Origin of the sequence: Mycolicibacterium sp. Y3 (assembly GCF_051188035.1) — a bacterium.
GTDB lineage: Bacteria > Actinomycetota > Actinomycetes > Mycobacteriales > Mycobacteriaceae > Mycobacterium > Mycobacterium fluoranthenivorans.
In genome coordinates this window covers 605,311-619,587 of record NZ_JAVQLT010000001.1, presented here as the reverse complement: position 1 = coordinate 619,587, position 14,277 = coordinate 605,311, and the positions used below count along the sequence as shown (strand labels likewise).

General features: G+C 66.4%; 12 protein-coding genes. 7 read left to right on the top strand and 5 right to left on the bottom strand.

Annotation, left to right across the window (positions count from 1 at the left end; genetic code table 11):
* Positions 1–44: 44 nt before the first annotated feature.
* Positions 45–1,268, bottom strand: a complete 1,224-nt coding sequence (xylA, locus tag QN239_RS03020; RefSeq protein WP_187097603.1) for a xylose isomerase — start codon at positions 1,266–1,268, stop codon at positions 45–47.
* A gap of 79 nt (positions 1,269–1,347) precedes the next feature.
* Here xylA and QN239_RS03015 point away from each other — a divergent pair, with 79 nt between their 5' ends.
* Complete coding sequence (locus QN239_RS03015) at positions 1,348–2,457, top strand: ROK family protein (RefSeq protein WP_499008121.1); 1,110 nt, start codon at positions 1,348–1,350, stop codon at positions 2,455–2,457.
* Here QN239_RS03015 and QN239_RS03010 read toward each other — a convergent pair.
* Positions 2,450–3,301, bottom strand: a complete 852-nt coding sequence (locus QN239_RS03010) for an HpcH/HpaI aldolase/citrate lyase family protein (protein ID WP_499008120.1) — start codon at positions 3,299–3,301, stop codon at positions 2,450–2,452. The genes QN239_RS03015 and QN239_RS03010 overlap by 8 nt on opposite strands.
* A gap of 117 nt (positions 3,302–3,418) precedes the next feature.
* On the opposite strand from QN239_RS03010, the gene QN239_RS03005 reads away from it, so the two are divergent.
* Positions 3,419–4,411: a cation efflux transmembrane domain-containing protein gene (locus tag QN239_RS03005; RefSeq protein ID WP_499008119.1), complete on the top strand. Its 993-nt coding sequence runs from the start codon at positions 3,419–3,421 to the stop codon at positions 4,409–4,411.
* Here QN239_RS03005 and QN239_RS03000 read toward each other — a convergent pair.
* Together QN239_RS03000 and QN239_RS02995 are read right to left on the bottom strand one after the other, a co-directional pair.
* Positions 4,373–5,050 carry a maleylpyruvate isomerase family mycothiol-dependent enzyme gene (locus QN239_RS03000; RefSeq protein ID WP_499008118.1) on the bottom strand — a complete coding sequence of 226 codons (678 nt, stop codon included), beginning with the start codon at positions 5,048–5,050 and terminating at the stop codon, positions 4,373–4,375. The two genes, QN239_RS03005 and QN239_RS03000, sit on opposite strands and share 39 nt — an antisense overlap.
* A 63-nt stretch (positions 5,051–5,113) precedes the next feature.
* The gene (locus QN239_RS02995) at positions 5,114–6,364 is read right to left on the bottom strand and encodes a PucR family transcriptional regulator (protein ID WP_499008117.1); all 1,251 of its coding nucleotides are present in this window, start codon (positions 6,362–6,364) and stop codon (positions 5,114–5,116) included.
* A gap of 141 nt (positions 6,365–6,505) precedes the next feature.
* On the opposite strand from QN239_RS02995, the gene QN239_RS02990 reads away from it, so the two are divergent.
* Entirely contained in the window at positions 6,506–8,527 is a 2,022-nt protein-coding gene (locus tag QN239_RS02990; protein WP_499008116.1) for a fatty acid desaturase, read from the top strand.
* 20 nt (positions 8,528–8,547) lie between these two features.
* Here QN239_RS02990 and QN239_RS02985 read toward each other — a convergent pair whose 3' ends face one another.
* A complete protein-coding gene (locus tag QN239_RS02985) occupies positions 8,548–9,576 on the bottom strand; it encodes a quinone oxidoreductase family protein (RefSeq protein WP_499008115.1) in 1,029 nt (342 codons plus the stop codon).
* A 164-nt stretch (positions 9,577–9,740) separates the two neighbouring features.
* Here QN239_RS02985 and QN239_RS02980 point away from each other — a divergent pair, with 164 nt between their 5' ends.
* The 4 genes from QN239_RS02980 to QN239_RS02965 all read left to right on the top strand — a co-directional run bounded on the left by QN239_RS02980 (position 9,741) and on the right by QN239_RS02965 (position 14,266).
* On the top strand, positions 9,741–10,157 hold the full coding sequence (locus tag QN239_RS02980; RefSeq protein ID WP_499008114.1) for a MarR family winged helix-turn-helix transcriptional regulator: 417 nt from the start codon (positions 9,741–9,743) through the stop codon (positions 10,155–10,157).
* A 314-nt stretch (positions 10,158–10,471) separates the two neighbouring features.
* On the top strand, positions 10,472–11,362 hold the full coding sequence (locus QN239_RS02975; RefSeq protein WP_499008113.1) for a lysophospholipid acyltransferase family protein: 891 nt from the start codon (positions 10,472–10,474) through the stop codon (positions 11,360–11,362).
* Positions 11,346–13,415 (top strand): ABC transporter ATP-binding protein, encoded by a 2,070-nt coding sequence (locus tag QN239_RS02970; protein WP_499008112.1) that lies wholly within the window; start codon positions 11,346–11,348, stop codon positions 13,413–13,415. Before QN239_RS02975 ends, QN239_RS02970 begins: the two co-directional genes overlap by 17 nt.
* The gene (locus tag QN239_RS02965; RefSeq protein WP_499008111.1) at positions 13,412–14,266 is read left to right on the top strand and encodes an energy-coupling factor transporter transmembrane component T family protein; all 855 of its coding nucleotides are present in this window, start codon (positions 13,412–13,414) and stop codon (positions 14,264–14,266) included. Before QN239_RS02970 ends, QN239_RS02965 begins: the two co-directional genes overlap by 4 nt.
* Positions 14,267–14,277 lie beyond the last annotated feature (11 nt).

Genomic DNA, 14,277 nt, shown 5'->3' with positions numbered 1-14,277 from the left:
TATAGCGTGATGTGCATCACGTCCAGCGGTTCGGGCCGCGACTCTCAGCGCGCACCCATCAGATGCTCGATGGCCAACTGGTTCAGCCGGACGAATCCGAACCCCTTGGCGCCGAAATAGGAATCGGCATCGAAATCCTCGTACGCCGAGCGGTCGGCCAACAGCTCTTGATATGTCTCGCCGGCGCCCATCGTGGTTCGCCGGAGCTCGTCGACCCGGGCGACCCGGCGCGCCTCGATGACCTCCGGGTCGGCGCGGAAGGCCGCGGCACGTTGTTTCAGCAGCAGATACATCCGCATGTTGGCGGCGGCGGACTCCCAGACCCCACTGCTGTCCTCGGTGCGGCTGGGTTTGTAGTCGAAATGCCGGGGGCCGGTGTAGCTGGGGCCGCCGTCCACGCCGCCGTTCTCCAGGAGGTCGACGAGCGCGAAAGCATTGGCCAGGTCTCCGTGGCCGAACACCAGATCCTGGTCGAACTTGATCCCGCGCTGGCCGTTGAGGTCGATATGGAACAGCTTGCCGGAGTACAGGGCCTGACTGATGCCGTGCACGAAGTTCAGCCCGGCCATCTGCTCGTGGCCGGTCTCCGGGTTGACCCCGACCAGTTGCGGATGGGCCAACGACTCGATGAAGGCCAATGCATGCCCCACGGTCGGCAGCAGGATGTCGCCGCGCGGCTCATTCGGTTTCGGTTCGATCGCGAAGCGCAGCGCGTACTTCTGATCGAGCACGTACTCGCACAACAGGTCCAGCGCTTCGCGATAGCGTTCGAGCGCGGCCCGGACGTCTTTGGCGCTGTCGTATTCACTGCCTTCGCGACCGCCCCACATCACGAACGTCTCCGCGCCGAGTTCGGCGGCGAGATCGATGTTGCGCAGCACCTTACGCAGCGCGAATCGCCGGACGCCGCGATCATTGCTGGTGAATCCGCCATCCTTGAACACCGGATGGGTGAACAGATTGGTGGTGACCATGGGCACCACCAACCCGTGGGCCGCCAACGCCGAGGTCAGCCTGGAGATGGCGCGGCGGCGCTGGTCGTCGGTGCTGCCGAACGGGAACAGGTCATCGTCATGGAAGGTGAGGCCGTATGCGCCGAGTTCGGCAAGCCGCTCGACGGCCTCGACCACGTCCAGCGCCGGCCGGGTGGCCACGCCGAACGGGTCGGAGGCGACCCAGCCGACCGTCCACAGGCCGAAGGAGAATTTGTCCGAGCGCTTCGGGGCGAGGTCGCCCGTGGCCGCGGCGGTGGATTCGAGGATGGACATCGCATGCTCCTGAAACTGGATTTGTTGCTTGCCCGAACATAAGATGTGGCGCAGACCACTGTCAAGGGAGGATTCTCGAATGGGAGTCGGCACCAACACCGACGATGTCCGGCGCCGCAACCTGTCCGCGGTACTCACGCTGGTGCACCGTGCTCGCGCACTGACCAGGTCGGAGCTGACCCGCCGGACAGGATTGTCCCGCTCCACGGTCAAGGACCTGGTGGAAGAGCTGGTCGGCGCCGGTCTGATCGAGGAGTCGCCGGCCGCACCGGTCAGTCAGGTCGGCAGGCCCAGCCCTATGGTGCGCCCGCAGACCGGCACCCTCGCCATCGCGGTGAATCCCGAAACCGATGCCATCACCATCGGTGTGGTGGCCTTGGGTGGCACCGTGCTCGAGGTCGCCAGGTACCCGACGAACGGCGTACCCAGTGTGGGCGAGACCGTCACCATCACCGCCGACGCCGTCGCCCGGATCGAGGCCGGGCTGGACAGCCATCAACGTGTCATCGCGATCGGTGTTGCCGTTCCCGGCCTGGTGCACGCCACCAGTTCGGTGGTCCGGTTGGCCCCGCACCTCGACTGGCATGACGAGGAACTCGGCCAGATGCTGCGCGCGGCAACGGGATTACCCGTGTTTGCGGCGAACGACGCCAATCTGGGTGCGATCGCCGAACACATCTTCGGCGGCCATCCCGACGCGCGTCACATGATCTACGTCAATGGCGGCGCCAGCGGAATCGGCGCGGGCTTCGTCGTGGCGGGTGAACTGCTGGAAGGTGCGGCGGGCTACGCCGGCGAGCTCGGTCACACCTACGTCGGCGGCGCCGGGCCGTGCCACTGCGGACGCATCGGATGCCTGGAGACCGAAGTGAGCGAGACGACCACGAAAACCCTGGCGCACCAGGCTCAGTATCTCGGCATCGCACTCGGCAACGCGATCAACCTGCTGAACCCGAACCTCATCGTGCTCGGCGGATTTCTGAGCGCCTTCCCGATGCAGGCCGCTGCTGCACTCGACACCGCGGTCACCCGCCACTCCATGCGCGTACCGAACGAGCAGGTGCGCATCGTGTCGGCCAATTTGGGCTCGGGCACGTTGATGATCGGAGCCGCGGAGGCTGCCTTCGCGTCGTTGCTCGCCGACCCCGCGGCGCACTGTCCCACCAGCGGTGGACGCGCGATCAGATGAGGCCGAGTTTCTCGGCCAGGTCGAGGACCGCTTGTGCCCGGGCCCGGGTGGGGCCGACGCTGCCGTCGTACGGTCCGGCGGGTGCGTCCAGGTCGGCGAGCGTGCCACGCGCCTTGTCGATGTCCAGTGGCGACGGACTGAGCAACCGGTTGATGGTCTCTGCATGTTCAAGGTCCAGGCACAGCCGCCCGGTCATACCGGCAGCTTTGGCCACCGCCGTTTCCCGAGCGAGGTGGCGCGTCTGGTCACGCAAGGTGGGGCCGTCGATCGGCGCGGGCAGACCCGCGGCCCGACTGGCGATCACCAGCCGCGCACGCGCGTAGGCCAGCACCGTCGGCTCCTCGCTCATCCCGGTGTCGCGGCGAAAGTCACCGACCCCGAACGCAATTCGAGAACATCCAGGGGCCCGCGCGATATCGGAGACCGACTCGATACCCAGTGCCGACTCCACCAGCGCCACCAGTGGTGTGCCGGCCGGCAGCCGCGCGGCGGTCGCGGCGATATCGGCACCGGATTCGGTCTTGGCCAGCATGACGCCGGAGAGCCCACGGGCATCGGCCAGGGCATCGAGATCGGTCGACCAGTCGGGCGTGCTCACACTGTTGATCCGCACCCACCCCTGCGCCCCGGTGTTGAGCCACTCGACCACCGACAGGCGACCGGCGGGTCTCTGGGTGGCAGGCAGTCCATCCTCGATATCCAGCACGACCACATCAGCACTGCCGGCGGTGGCGGCGTCATACGCGTCGCGACCGTCCGGGATCCCCGGCTGCAACAGCCATGCCCGGGCCAGTGACCAGTGCGGCTTGCGGACTCGTCCCGTTACCTGTGGTGAAACTGTCACGTGTGGGGCCCTCTCGCTCGGCGACGTCGCATCCATCGTCCAAGCCCCGCGGCGTGGGTACCAGATTGCGCACATAAAGTTCACGACGCGTTCGCGCACGACAGCAGGAGGAAGCCCATGGCAGTGGCCACCGAGGCGATGGTGGTGCAGGCTGAGCGGCGCAGCCTGCACGCCTACATGTTCACGATGCTCGGCCTGGCGGTCCTCGGCTTCGCCGTCTACGCGATCACGCGGGTGTCGGCCACCCAGCTCGATGGGGTGATCTCGTTGATCAACGCGGCGGCCGCCTTTATCGCGGCACGGCTGGCGGTGACGGCGTCACGGCCAGCCGATGCCGACAACCCCTACGGCCGTCTGGCGCTGGAGAACCTGTACGCCCTGTTTCGTTCCCTGATGATCCTCGGCGTGGTCATCGTCGGTCTGGTCACCAATGCGATCAAGGTGATCGACTATCTGGTGACCGGCGAGGGCAGTGAACCGGAGTTCGGTATCGCGGCGGTGTACACCGCGGTGTGCGTGCTGATCTGCCTGGCGCTGAAGTGGAACCACGAACGGCACAACCGGGCGGTCGGCGGGGCGTCGGCGCTGCTGCGGGTCGAGGCGACGGCGGCGAAGATGGAAGCCATCATCAGCGGTGGCATCTGCGCTTCACTGGTCGTGGTCACGGTGATTCCGGAAGGCACCGTCATCACGTCGGCCGACTTCAACATCAAGGACATCGCCGACAGCATCATCGTGCTGATCCTGTGCGTGCTGCTCCTCGGTGAGCCGGTGCGCCAGATCCGGTTGGAGTTCGGGCGCCTGTCCGGGCGTCGCGCCGATCCCGATCTCGATGCCGCGGTGCGGGACGCGGTGAGCGCGGTGGACGCAGCCCATGCCCACGAGCTCGATCACGACCTGACGCTGGTCGACGCGCTGGCCATCAGCCGAGGCAAGACGATCGAGATCGACCTGCGGGTCTCCTACGCGGGCACGATGTCCGTCGCCGAACAGGATGAGTTGCGGGCCCATACCTATCAAGAGCTCCGCGACCGCATCGGGCCGCTGCGGCTGACGCTGGTCTTCAGCGACCTACCCATTCACGCCGTACCCACGCTGGATCGGCGATAGGCGTGACCGTAAGACCTGCACGCCGGGTCCGGTCAGGGCGTCGAGCGCCACCGCCCGACCGCAGAGCGCCAGCATCACCGATGTGCCGGATCCGCTGATCAGATCGCCACCACCCCAGGTCCGGCCGGTGTCCTCATCGCGCAGCGCGATGCCGCGCAGCCGACGCTGCGGGAAGAAGCCGAATTGTGTCGGGCCCGTGAGGAAATCGATGACGCGGGCCACGTGCTGCGGATCTGGGCGATGGGCCATCCCCAGGGGGATTCGAATGTCGGCACCGTGCACCAGCACATCGGTCAGACCCGACAGCGGGCCGGTGACCGGCGGGCTGAGCTGGTAGTCGGCCTCCCGGCGCAACGTTTCGGCGATATCGGCGGCCGAGGCGCGCGCCCGATGTCTCGCGAGCGCGTCGATGCCGCGATTCATCCCGCCGTGTCGTACCCCACTGGCCAGAAAGCCCCAGAATCCGTCGGTGAAATCGCTGACCAGATGTGCCGCAACGGTTTTGATATCCCAGCCGCCACACAGGCTCGGGGTGGCCAGCTGTGCTGGATCCAGCCCGTCGATCAGCGTCGCGATCGCCCGCCGCTCGTCGGCCACCGCGACGAAGACCCGTTCGCGTTCGTCCCCGCTGAGGCGCATGACCACAACCTATCCATCGCGGCGGATCGACTCAATCCGATAAATCAGGGTGCTCCACGCGGTTCACGAACGCAGGATTGCGGCGCCATACCAATGGCACAGCAGCAGGGCAACTTCCACGTCCAGCACGTCAGCGGTGACCGGTCGGCCACGGCGCTCGATCGCCCGTGCCACCCGATACTTCACCGAGTTGAAGTGCAGGTGAAGCTCGCCGGCAGCCGCGGTGAAGCTCTGTCCTGCTCGTAGGAACACCCGCAGGGTCTCACGCAGACGTTCGTCCCTCGCATCGGCAGAGGCCAGCGGCCCCAGTACCTCGTGCACCCAGACACGCGCCTCGGCCAGATCGCCGCCGGCCAGACCGGCCAGCATCAGTCCCGGCTCGGCGGCGCTGGCCGCCCGGGCAGGGCCGGTACCCGCAGCGGTCAGCACCGCATGCACGAGCTGCGCCTGTCGATGAGAACGGCGAAACCCTTCCACCCCAGGCAAGGGTTGGCCCGCAGCGAGATTGATCGACGAGTTCGCGGCGTCGGGCAGCGGGACGCGGCGGCCGGGTTCCAGCGGTATCCATGCCCACCCGGTCAGCCGGTCCGCCGACACGAACAGCGCACGGTCGCGTGCACCCACGGTGGTGGCGTATTCGTAGACATACCGCTCCAAGGTGGTCAGCTCATCCTGCTCGGCGGATTCCTCACACCAGAGCACCAGCGCCAGGTGGTGCGACCGCAGCGGATAGCGCAGCGCCGCAGCGACCGCGTCGACGTCGATGTCCTCGTCGCTCTCCAGCACGCGCCGAATCTCTGCTGCCCGCATGTGGTTTCGACTCTGTTGCCACCGGTCATGCTCGTCCTGATAGATGGTGAGGACTTGCTGGCTGATCCAGTCGATATAGCGGAATGTCACGGCGACGATCTCGTCGAACACGTCCAGCCTGCGTTGCGGATCCAGTTCGGCGGCTCGGATCTCCTCGAGCAGGATCTTGAGCACCTCCTGGTGACCGATCCGGTACGCGCGCACCAACGCGTTCGCCGATATATCCCGCTGTGCAAGCCGCCTCGCATACTCCAGGGCGGCCGTCGGCGCCTCCACGTGCTCCACCGGGATGCCGTGGCGGATCGCCGAGAAGACCGTGTCGATGTTCGCGGCAACGTTGTCCCGCATCAGCTGCACCAGTTGTGCGTCGCCGCGCAGGTCGGCGACCTCCTCCATCAGGACGGCCTGGGTGCGGGCCGTGACCTCATCAAGCTCGGCGGCCAGTCTGCTGACCACCGCCGCCGCGGAGTCAGCCACCGAATCACCGGCGCTGCGTTCAACCATGCCTGCGACCCTACTTGTCTTCCGGCAACAAAGAGAGGCCCGCAGTTGGTGCCCTGGGGATGTCGTTTTGGGCTCACGAGCCTCTTAGCGTTGTACTGAGCGGTTCTCAGACCGCAGACACAGAGCGTCTTGGAGCAGCCCATGTCCGTCGCAGCGGCAATCGACGAACCCGCCACGACATCACCCGAACCCCATGCGTTGCCGGATCCGGGTGCGCCGGTGCCCAAGCTGGCCCTGCCGACGGTGGCGCTCCTCGTGGTGGCGTGGACGGCGTTCGTGACGTCGACGGTCGGCTACCTCCACGGCTGGCTCCCTGCCGGAGTCACCATCGCGATCAACGCCGTGGTGACCTTCGTGATGTTCACCGTGAGCCACGACGCCATCCACCACGCGATCAGCGGCACGCGGTGGCTCAACGGGTGCGTCGGGCGGCTGGCGTGGCTGCTGGTGGTCCCGTTCATCTCGTTCCCGACGTATGCGTTCCTCCACATCGAGCACCATCGGCACGCCAACGACGACGCGAACGATCCCGATGCCTGGGCCTCGCACTCCCGGTGGTGGCAGATGCCGCTGCGGTGGCCGTTCCCCGAGCTGATGTACTCCGGGTTCATCCTCCGCACGGTGCGCAGCCGGCCGAAATCCGAAGTGGCCGAGACGTTGGGGCTGCTCACCCTCTGCGTGTCCGCACTGAGCGTCGCGATCGTCAGCGGCCATTTCTGGACGCTGGCCGTGGTGTTCCTGATCCCCCAGCGCATCGGGCTCATCGTTCTGTTGTGGTGGTTCGACTGGCTGCCGCATCACGGCCTGGCCGACACCCAGCGCAGCAATCGCTACGGCGCGACCCGAGCCCGGGTGGGCATGGAGTGGCTGTACACCCCGCTGATGCTGTCGCAGAACTACCACCTGGTGCATCATCTGCACCCCTCGGTGCCGTTCTACCGGTACCGTAAGACCTGGCACCGCAATGAGGAGGCCTACCTCGAGCGTGACGCGGCGATCACCACGGTGTTCGGCCAGCACCTCAACGCAGGCGAGTACCGCGAATGGAAGCTGCTCAACAGCAAGCTCGGCCGGGTGGTGCCGGTCTACATGCCGCCGCGGTCGAGCGCGCCGTACGCGGTGCTGCACAGCATTCCGGTGGCCTCGGTCGACCCGATCACCGCTGACAGCACCCTGGTGACCTTCGCGGTGCCCGAGGCGCTGCGCGATGAGTTCCGGTTCGAGCCCGGCCAGCACGTCACCGTGCGGACCGATCTCGGCGGTGCAGGTGTCCGGCGCACCTACTCGATCTGTGCACCCGCGACCCGTGCCCAACTGCGCATCGCGGTCAAACACCTTCCCGGCGGCGCATTCTCGACGTTTGTCGCCCATGAACTCGAGGCCGGAGACGTGCTGGAGGTGATGACCCCCAGCGGCCGGTTCGGCACCACACCGGAGCCGCTGGCCCGACGGCACTACGTGGGCCTGGTGGCCGGGAGCGGAATCACACCGGTGCTGTCGATCCTGGAAACGGTGATGCAGATCGAGACCGAAAGCCGGTTCACCCTGATCTACGGCAACCGCACCAGGGAGTCGACCATGTTCCGGCACGATCTGGCCCGGCTGGAGTCCCGCTACGCCGACCGCCTGGAGATCACCCACGTATTGTCCGACGAGCCGCTGCACACCCCCGCGCTACGGGGGCGGATCGACCGGGACAGGCTGCAGTCACTGCTGAGCACCGGCCTGGCGCCCGACACGGTGGACGAGTGGTTCGTCTGTGGGCCGATCGGCATGAGCACCGTGGCCCGGGATGTGTTGACCGGCCACGGGGTCGCCGAAGAACGCATCCACCTGGAGCTGTTCACCGGCTACCCACAGAAGCCCACCGCTGATCGTGACTATGCCTCTGCCACGGTGACTTTCACCTTGTCCGGACAGCAGGCGACGGCCGAGCTGACCCCCGGCGACTCTGTCCTGGAGGCCACGTTGCGCGTCCGCGGTGATGCCCCCTACTCGTGTATGGGTGGCGCCTGCGGGACCTGCCGCGCCAGGCTGTTGCACGGCACCGTGGTGATGGACCAGAACTTCGCGCTCGGGTCCGCCGACCTGGAGGCCGGGTATGTGCTGACGTGTCAGGCGCATCCGACGAGCCCGACGGTGACGGTCGACTTCGACGCGTGATGCTGACGACCGATCCCGGACTACTGCTCTTCCCACGGCAACAGCACGCACTTGCCCGTCGTTTGCCGGTCTTCGATGAGCCGGTGTGCCTTCGCGGCCTGCGATAACGGTAGCTGTACTCCGAGCTGGATTCGGAGGCGCCCTGATGCCACATGGTCGGCGAGTTCGGCGAGCGCAAACGTGACTTCGTGCCGGTCGCCGTACAGATAGGGATAGAGGCTGAAGAATCCCAATGTCTGGTTGCCGAACAACCGTCCAGCAGCGAACTCGGCCTCGAAATCTATGACCGGAATGGTCTTGTCGGCGCCGCCGTAAGCGCTCAGCCGGCCGAAGGGCGCCAGCGAGGCGACGGCTTGGGTGAACGCGCTTCCGCCGACGTTGACCAGCGCGGCGTCGACGCCGCGACCGCCGGTGGCGTCCAGCACCGCTTTGCTCCAGTTGGGTTGCGTGTAGTCGATACATACGTCAGCGCCCAGTTCGGACACCATCTTTCGCTTCTCCACCGAGCTGGCGGCGCCGATCACCGGTCGCGCACCCCGGATCTTGGCGAGCTGCACGGCAATCGAGCCCAAGCCTCCCGCCGCGGCGAGGATCAACACCGACTCGCCGGAGGCGAGCCGCACTCCGTCACGAAGCAAGAAGTAGGCGGTGACTCCTTGAACCAGCAGTGCGGTGCTCTCTGCGTACCCGAGGCCGGGAGGCAGTGGGCGCACCGCCTCTGCCGCCGCGACGACGTACTGTGCGTACGCGGCCGGCTCCGCTCCGGAGAGGAAGCCGAATACTCGGTCGCCCACCGCTGCGCTTGCGACACCGTCGCCGACGGCCTCGACAACGCCGGCGAACTCCGCCCCCAAAAGGTGAGGCAGTGCGGGCTGAAATGGGTAGTTGTTGCGCCGCTGGTCGATGTCGGCGAAGTTGATTCCCGCCGCCTCATTGCGGACCAGCACCTGGCCGGGACCCGCTTGGGGGATGGGGACATCCTCGTAGACCAGGCACTCAGGCGGCCCATAACGGTGGATCCTGACGGCCTTCATCGTACCGCTGGTCATTGAATTCTCCCTTATCGAAAACGCGCCGCGGGGCACTCGACCGAGATTTAGTTGGTATCATCAAACTATAGTCACATTGGTTGGTTTGCACCAACCAACTGTCACGCGGGGGAATGAGACACATGTCGACTCAGGAACAGCCCACTCAGCGCATCCACACCGCGATGGCCAAGCTGGCCCGCTTCATGACTCGTGCCGAGACGCGCACCAAACTGTTGGGCGACTCCGGCCGCGATCTGACGCCCATCGACGTCGAGTTGCTGCGGACCATCGTTGCCAATGGCCCCATGCGGGCGTCGGAGCTGTCCGATTGGCAGGCCGTCGACAAATCCACCATCACCCTGCAGGTTCGTCGGCTCGTGCAGCGCGAATTGGTCGCGCGGCAAACGGATCCGACCGATCGCCGGGCGGTGCTGCTCACGGCGACCACCCAGGGCCTGAGAACGTGTCGGCGGATGGACTCGGCGGGAGTCGAGTTGCTCGAAGCCGTGGTAGGCAAGTGGCCGAAGCGCGATCAGGTCATATTCGCCTCGCTGTTCTCGCGGTTCGTCGACGACCTGAGCGCGGGACCGACGGAGTAGGCGAACATCGGTCCGCGACCGATGTCCTGACCGAATACAGCCAGGGCGCACCTGCGATGTTGGCGCGACCCGTCGCACCACGCGACCTCGAGAGTGGCCTCGGTCACCCCCTTGCCGAAAAGTGCACTGAAACATTCAGGCATTCATGCGATTTCACAGCTTGGCCCTAAGAAATCCATTGATTCGATCATTAACTTGTCATTCCGTGTCGGGTGAAACCCCGAAACGGCCCGATAGCCGCAACCTCGCGCCACACCCTCCTGTGCCACCACCCCATACAGCGAACTCACGAGCCGATCGGAGCACCACTCCTCATGAACAGCCAGGACGTCGTCCAAGAACCGACCGACGAGCCGACGCGAGTGCGTCGGATACGTCATTTTCTGGGGGCGACCAGCGACGCCGTGGAACCCCTCGTCGATCTGTGCCGGCCCTATGTGGACGGCATCGACCATATTCCACACGACGGCCGGGTTCTTTTGGTGGGCAACCATACTCAGGGCGCCATGGAGGTCGTCCTGATATCCCATTACGTGCGCCGCACGATCGGCACCCGGGTACGGCCGCTGGCCGATCGAGGCATGGGCAAGATGAGAGGCCTGATGCGTGACGTCAACACCGCGGTCGGGGCCGTCGTCGGCTCGCACGAAAGCGCCCAGGAATTGATGACGAACAACGAGACCATTCTGGTCTTTCCCGGTGGCGGCCGAGAGATCGCCAAGTTCAAGGGCGAGGAGAGCACCATCAACTGGAAGGGCCGTTCCGGCTTCGCCCGGGAGGCCATCATCGGCAGCTATCCGATCCTGCCCGTCGCCCTCGTCGGTAGCGACGAGATGTACGAACATTTCCTCACCCGCGACAGCAAGTTGGGGCAGTTGAGTCTGGCGCTCAGCGAAAAGCTCAGTGGTCGCAAAGAAACGCCGATTCCACTCGTGCACGGGATCGGCCCGACACTGATACCGCGGCCACAGCGAATGTATCTCCGCTTCGGCAACGTTATCGACACCACCCGGCCACCGCGTACGTCGGCCGAGAAGTGGATCGAGACCGTCAAAGAGACGACGCAGACCTCCATGGAAGGAATGCTCGCCGATCTGCTCAAGATCAGGGCGGATGACCCCTACCGCGCACTGAACCCACTGGCGTGGCATCGCGCTGCGCACCCGGCGCCAGCGTCACGACTCCAGCATGCCGACGACGAGTAGCGCCCCCGTGAGCAGCAGGGCGGAAGTTCGGAGTCGACCGCACCGACTGCTGCCCAGGGAGATGGCGCACGCCGCCGCGGTGGCGGCGGCGGTGGCCGGTTTCGCCATCGCGGCCTCGATCATCCCGCTCTTCGCGCCGTTGGCATTGGTCACCATGGTGCCGATCGGGCTGTTGGCCTACCGGCACCGGTTGCGGACACTGATCGCTGCGGTGGTCGCCGGTGCGACGATCGCCTTCCTCATCGTCGGCGTGCCGGGTCTCATCACCGTGCTCAACTGTGCCTACATCGGCGGACTGACCGGTGTCGTCAAACGCCGCGGCGGTGGAGTCATCGCTGTCACGATTGCATCCCTGCTCGCCGGCGCAGTCCTGGGCGCCTTCGTGACCGTCCTATTGCTGATCTTGGTTCCGTTGCAGCAGTTGGTCTTTGGCGTTATCGGCGCCGCCTTGACCGCGCTGTCGGCAGTCCTCGGTCACCTGCCGGGCATGGCCTCGGCAGCCAACGGCATGCAGGAGGTCATCCGGATCGGGTTCGCGCACTGGCCGCTGTTGCTGATCGGCCTGGGGATGATCGTCGTCACGATCGTCTCGCTCGTCGGGTGGTGGGTGATGTCACGAGTTCTCGGCCGGTTGAGTGGCATCCCCGACGTCCATACCCTCGACGTCCCAGCCTCGGATCTGGCTGGTGGCGCGCCCGCACCGGTGCCGGTGACATTGCGGGGCGCCGGATTCCGGTACCCCGGCGCCGAGCACGCGGCGCTCGCACCCTCCGAGATCACCGTGGAGGTCGGCGAACACATCGCCGTGGTGGGCGCCAACGGCTCCGGTAAGAGCACCCTGATGCTGATTCTGGCGGGCCGGACGCCCACCACCGGCACCGTGCACCGACCCGGTGCGGTCGGCCTGGGCCGGCCCGGTGGGACGGCGGTTGTCCTGCAGCATCCCGAAACCCAGGTTTTGGGCATGCGGGTTGCCGACGATGTGGTGTGGGGTTTGCCGCCCGAGGTCGACGTCGACATCGACCGGCTGCTCAGCGAGGTCGGTCTGGCCGGTATGGGCGGCCGTGCCACTGCGGGACTGTCCGGAGGAGAACTGCAGCGCCTCGCGGTGGCTGCCGCCCTGGCTCGCAAACCGCGACTGCTCATCGCCGACGAAGTCACCTCGATGGTGGACCAGGACGGCCGTCAAAAGCTCCTCGGGGTTCTGGCGGCCCTGACCGACCACCGCCAGATGTCACTGGTACAGATCACTCACCACAACGACGAGGCCGAGTCCGCTGATCGCGTCATCAGCCTGTCGGAGGCCCAGGACAACACCGTCATGGTCCGGACGGCTCCGGTCCCGGCGACAACGGTCGACGAAGCACCGCGGACCGGGGTGCCGTTGCTGCAGCTGGACCGGGTCAGCCATGAGTATGCGGCCGGAACGCCGTGGGCCCACACCGCTCTGCGTGATGTCAGCTTCACCGTGCAGGAGGGCGACGGCCTGCTGATCCACGGCGGGAACGGTTCGGGAAAGTCGACGCTGGCGTGGGTGATGGCCGGGTTGACGACACCATCGGTCGGCACTGCGCTCGTCGACGGCGAACCGGCAGTCGATCGGATCGGGCACGTGGCCATCGCCTTCCAGGCGGCGCGTGTCCAGCTGATGCGGGCCCGCGTGGGCGAGGAAGTAGCATCGGCGGCCGGGTTCTGCCCGACCGATCACGAGCAGGTGGCCACGGCGCTGGCGAGGGTGGGCCTGGATGCTGTCCTGGCCCGGCGCCGGGTGGACCAGCTGTCGGGTGGACAGATGCGTCGCCTGGTTCTGGCGGGTCTGCTCGCCCGCAAGCCGCGCGTGTTGATCCTCGACGAACCGTTGGCCGGTTTGGATGCCGACAGTCAGCGGGGCCTGGTCCGGTTACTGACCGACCTGCGGCGCAGCTCTGGGCTGACGGTGGTGGTGATCTCCCACGATTTCCTCGGCCTCGAGGAATTGTGTCCACGGGTGCTGCATCTGTTCAACGGGACCATCGAGGCGTCGGTGTCGCCGACGGCGGGAGGACGTTCATGACGACGACCCAGCCACAGCAGAATCCGGCGCGCCGGCCGCTGGTGCTGTTACGTCCGGTTCCGGTTGCCAGCCCGATCCATTCGCTGTGGGCGGGCACGAAGTTGATCATCATCTTCGCGGTCGGATTGCTGCTGGCCACCAACCCCGGCTGGGTTCCACTTGCGGCGACAGCCGGACTCGTCGTGGTCGGCATCTGGTTGGCGCACATCCCGCGCAGTGCGCTGCCGGCGGTACCCGGTCCAGTCTGGGTGATGCTGGCGCTCGGCTCGGTCTTCTTGACCACGTCCGGGGGCGCACCGTTCATCGAGCTCGGATCGGTGCACGTCGGGCTCGGCGGAGTGTTGCAGTTCCTGCAGATCACGACATTGGCGATCGTCTTGCTGATGTTGGGCGCGTTGTTGTCGTGGACCACCGAGCTCTGCGATATCGCGCCCGCGTTGGTCACACTGGGCCGGCCGCTGAAGTGGCTGCGCATCCCGGTGGAGGACTGGGCAGCCACCCTGAGCCTGGCGCTGCGCTCGTTTCCGATGATGTTCGACGAATTCCGGTTGATGCATGCCGCGCGCAAGCTGCGCCCCGAACCGCCGTTGCGCACCCGTCGACAACGTCTCGGGTATCGGGTCCGTGATTTCATCGATTTGATCTCCACCGCAATCGCGATGGTCTTTCGCCGGGCCGACGAGATGGGCGATGCGATCACCGCGCGCGGCGGCGCCGGGCAGATCGCAGTCGGCCGGTCGGGCCCGGGACCACGCGACTGGGCGGCGTTGACGATCGTGGTGCTGGTATGCGCGGCGACGTTGGCGGTGCAGTTCGCCGTCGGTGGCCCGGCTTTCCCCCCGCCGCCCTAGTCTCGTCCGCA